This window comes from Acidovorax sp. MR-S7 (genome assembly GCF_000400995.2).
Classification (GTDB): domain Bacteria; phylum Pseudomonadota; class Gammaproteobacteria; order Burkholderiales; family Burkholderiaceae_C; genus MR-S7.
In genome coordinates this window covers 1-3,165 of sequence record NZ_DF238975.1, presented here as the reverse complement: position 1 = coordinate 3,165, position 3,165 = coordinate 1, and the positions used below count along the sequence as shown (strand labels likewise).

Here is a 3,165-nt window from a genome sequence, read left to right as displayed (position 1 = left end):
GGGGTCTCCTCGTTTTCAGTGCAATAAGTGACGGTACGAAAAGCTAGCACTGGCGCGGAGGTGGTGTTGGTAGATCGTTGATTTCATTGACTTTCCTGTTCACTTTCAAATCTGCGATTCGTGGCGTCAAACCGTGGTCGGTTTCATCCATTGGTGCCAGTTATCGATGCATTTGGCCGCGAAGGCAGGATTTGGTCAGCATAGCGGTCAACCGGGAAGCGAAACACACCCCGCAAGTTGATGCTCTCCAGCCTGGTGGGCGCAATCTTCCCGATCAGTTCCGGTGGAATGACCTGGCGGCGGTTCGACCAGCGATCCAGGACCGCCTGCATCTGTGAGGTATTCCACGCCATCACGATGTTGGCCATCAGGCTCAACGCATCGGCCACAGCCTGCATTTCATCGACACGTTTGGCCTGCGCCGGGCTGATCCGGCCGGTATAAATGGCGCGCTTGAGGGCGTTAACAGCCTCGCCCCGATTGAGCACCCGGCGCAACTCGTTCCTGAAAGCGTCCTTGACAAAGTAGTCAGCCAAAAACGCCGTACGCAGCAACCGCCCCAATTGCACGCCAGCCTCATAGATTGGATCGCCCTGGGCGGCAGAACCGAACCGCGCAAGAGCTGCCACCGCACTGGCATGTCCGCTCATGACCGAGGCTGCCAGGTGCACCAGACTATCCCAATGCTTTTCGATCAAAGCGACGTCGACATTGGCTTCGCACACCGCAGCGATTTCTGCGGGCACTTTGGTGCCGCGTGGCACAAAGAGGTGGCGCTGTTTGAGTTCCTTCAACCGCGGGCAAAGATCAAAACCAAGCAAACGGGCATGTGACATGGCAAAGTCGGTGTAGCCATGGGTATCCACAGCAAGCTGGCTGGTCTCCAGCTTTTCTTGGCGGATGACACCTTCAATGGCCACGCCCGCCTGGCGCTCATTGAGCACAAAGGGCTGCGCATGGAAGATGCCCCACCGGTCTTTTACATGGGAGTAGATTCCAATGGAAGGTGTGTTGCGCCGAGGATCAAGCCGGGCTTGCCACACCCGTTTGGTGGTCTCCATGCTCATCATGTCAGAAGATGCCAAATCGGACCGCCCCCAGGTGGCGGCAATCGGGTGTCGCTGCATGAATTCCAGCACAGCCTGGCAGGCCTGGCTCAGACGCCGTTCGTCCCGCGCCCAGCGCATGGCCTGGCGAATGCTGGTGGCAGACAATTGCGGAATCATGCGCGCGCATTCGACCGCAGTCAGACTGGTGCCGTGGGCCATGATGCCGGCATAGACCATCAGCAGCTCGTCGGTAGAGCGCGGCTCACGTCCGAGCATGATCCAGCTAAAGCGCACCTGGGCGTCAACGGCCAGAATCACTTCCGGCAATTGAACCTCACCGATGCGGTGATCCAAAGCCGCGCGCAGCTTGGTCACTTCTGGGTCTTCGTCCTCTGCGGGCAATGGCGACAAATGGAGTTCATCATCCACGCGCAGTACGCCACTGCGGGCTGCAGCGGCCACCGCATCGACACCGGCAGTTACTCTGGCCAGCAAAGGCTTCAAGAAAGTGGCAGCCTTGCTGGGTAACGATAGACGGGCATAGTGTTTCTTGGACTCTGCCTGCCAACGCTCGTCCGTGAAGAACAAGCGCGCACGACCCCGAAAGCTCAGGCTGTGCTCAATCCAGACCGAGCCATTGCGCACCGCGCGGCGCAGGGCAAACAGGGTGGCCACCTCCAACGCCTGAAACGCCCGTTCCCGGTCTGGGCTGGAGATCGAAACCTGCCAGATCATTCCCAGACTTGGTGCCACCACTTCAACTGGCAGCTTTCTGGATCCTTTGAGATATAAAGCTTGCAGCTTGGCAAGGTACTCGATGGCAGGATGCTCGCCGGTGGCCTGCCAGGGCAGCTTTGCAATGGCGACGAGCAACGACCGCACGGGGCGAATTCCATCAATCAATCCCTCGCGGACCAGGGAGGCCCTGCTCGGTGGTTTGCGTTTCTGGGTTTCGGTGATCAAGGCTTCAAGACGGGCACGCAACTCAGCATCTGGCACCGCACCTTGCGCGCTCAAGGCAACAAGTTCGCCGAGCAGCGTTTTGTACATTGCGGCCCAATTGACGGTAGCGGGGACATCGGCGGCAGCCTGACGCCACAGATCGGCGATCCGGCGCTGCACCATAAGGATCAACTGGTCTGTGGTGGTGAACAGGCAATACCGAAGAAAGCATGCGACCTCCACGGTGCGCGCTGGCTCTTTGATCTTGGCTCCGGCTGAGGGCGGCCTGGAGACAAGTCGGCGCGCGTAGCGGCGCAAGATGAGATCGGGGATGTCTGCCAGGTGCTTATGAACGTCCAGCGTGTAAAGCAGGTCGATGCGCTCCAGTACCTCGCTGATTTGGCGGGTTGAGTGTTTCGCCGGTGCAGCCCATAGCCAACTCTGCTGGGTTTGTCCATCTGGGCGCAGCTCTGAAACTGAGGCTCGCCAGCGATCAAGTGTTGCTGGATCAACGCTGGCGGCGATGGCGGTGCCTGTTTCAACTTCAAGCTGGGCAAGTGCCGCCGCAATCAGTGTCCGAATTGCCCGCTCGTGCACGATCACCAGCTTGTTCTTGTACAGCCATTGACGCGCCCGCACGAGTAGCTGATCGCGGTCGGCGCAGCGCGCCACTTCGTCGCGCAGTTCACGTACCAGTGAGCGGCGCTGGTGCTCGCTCATCCACTGGAATCCAAGGACCGTGCAGGCTACTTGTTGGTGATCGAATAGCGTGCGCCCGCGTTCATACATGGCTCTCAGCGAGGCGACTTCTGGTGCTGCAATGCCAAGCTCGTTGCCAAGGTGGCGCCACAAGGCTACTGGAATTACCCGAAAGGCACCGAGCAAACGCCCACTCATGCGCAGGAAACCAATATGGAGCGCCAGACCAAGCTTGTGGGAATCACCTCGGCGTGCATTGATTGCGTCGCGCTCGGCACCATCGAAGGTGAAAAATGCCTTCATCTCGAAGTCGCTGATATCGCGGGGGAGCCCACGCATCCCCAAAAACGTTGTGTGCCAACCCTGCATCGTGAACCTCAAAAGTGGGAGGCCACCATACCCGTTTACAAAGCGAACAGGAAAGTCAATGAAATCAACGGTCTACCCAGACCACCCCCGCGCCAGTGCTAGCTTT

Annotated in this window: 1 protein-coding gene; it reads right to left on the bottom strand. The window is 59.0% G+C overall.

Features of this window, described 5'->3' with window-relative positions:
* Positions 1 to 143: 143 nt before the first annotated feature.
* On the bottom strand, positions 144 to 3,059 hold the full coding sequence (locus tag AVS7_RS18855; RefSeq protein ID WP_003049965.1) for a Tn3-like element IS1071 family transposase: 2,916 nt from the start codon (positions 3,057 to 3,059) through the stop codon (positions 144 to 146).
* Positions 3,060 to 3,165 lie beyond the last annotated feature (106 nt).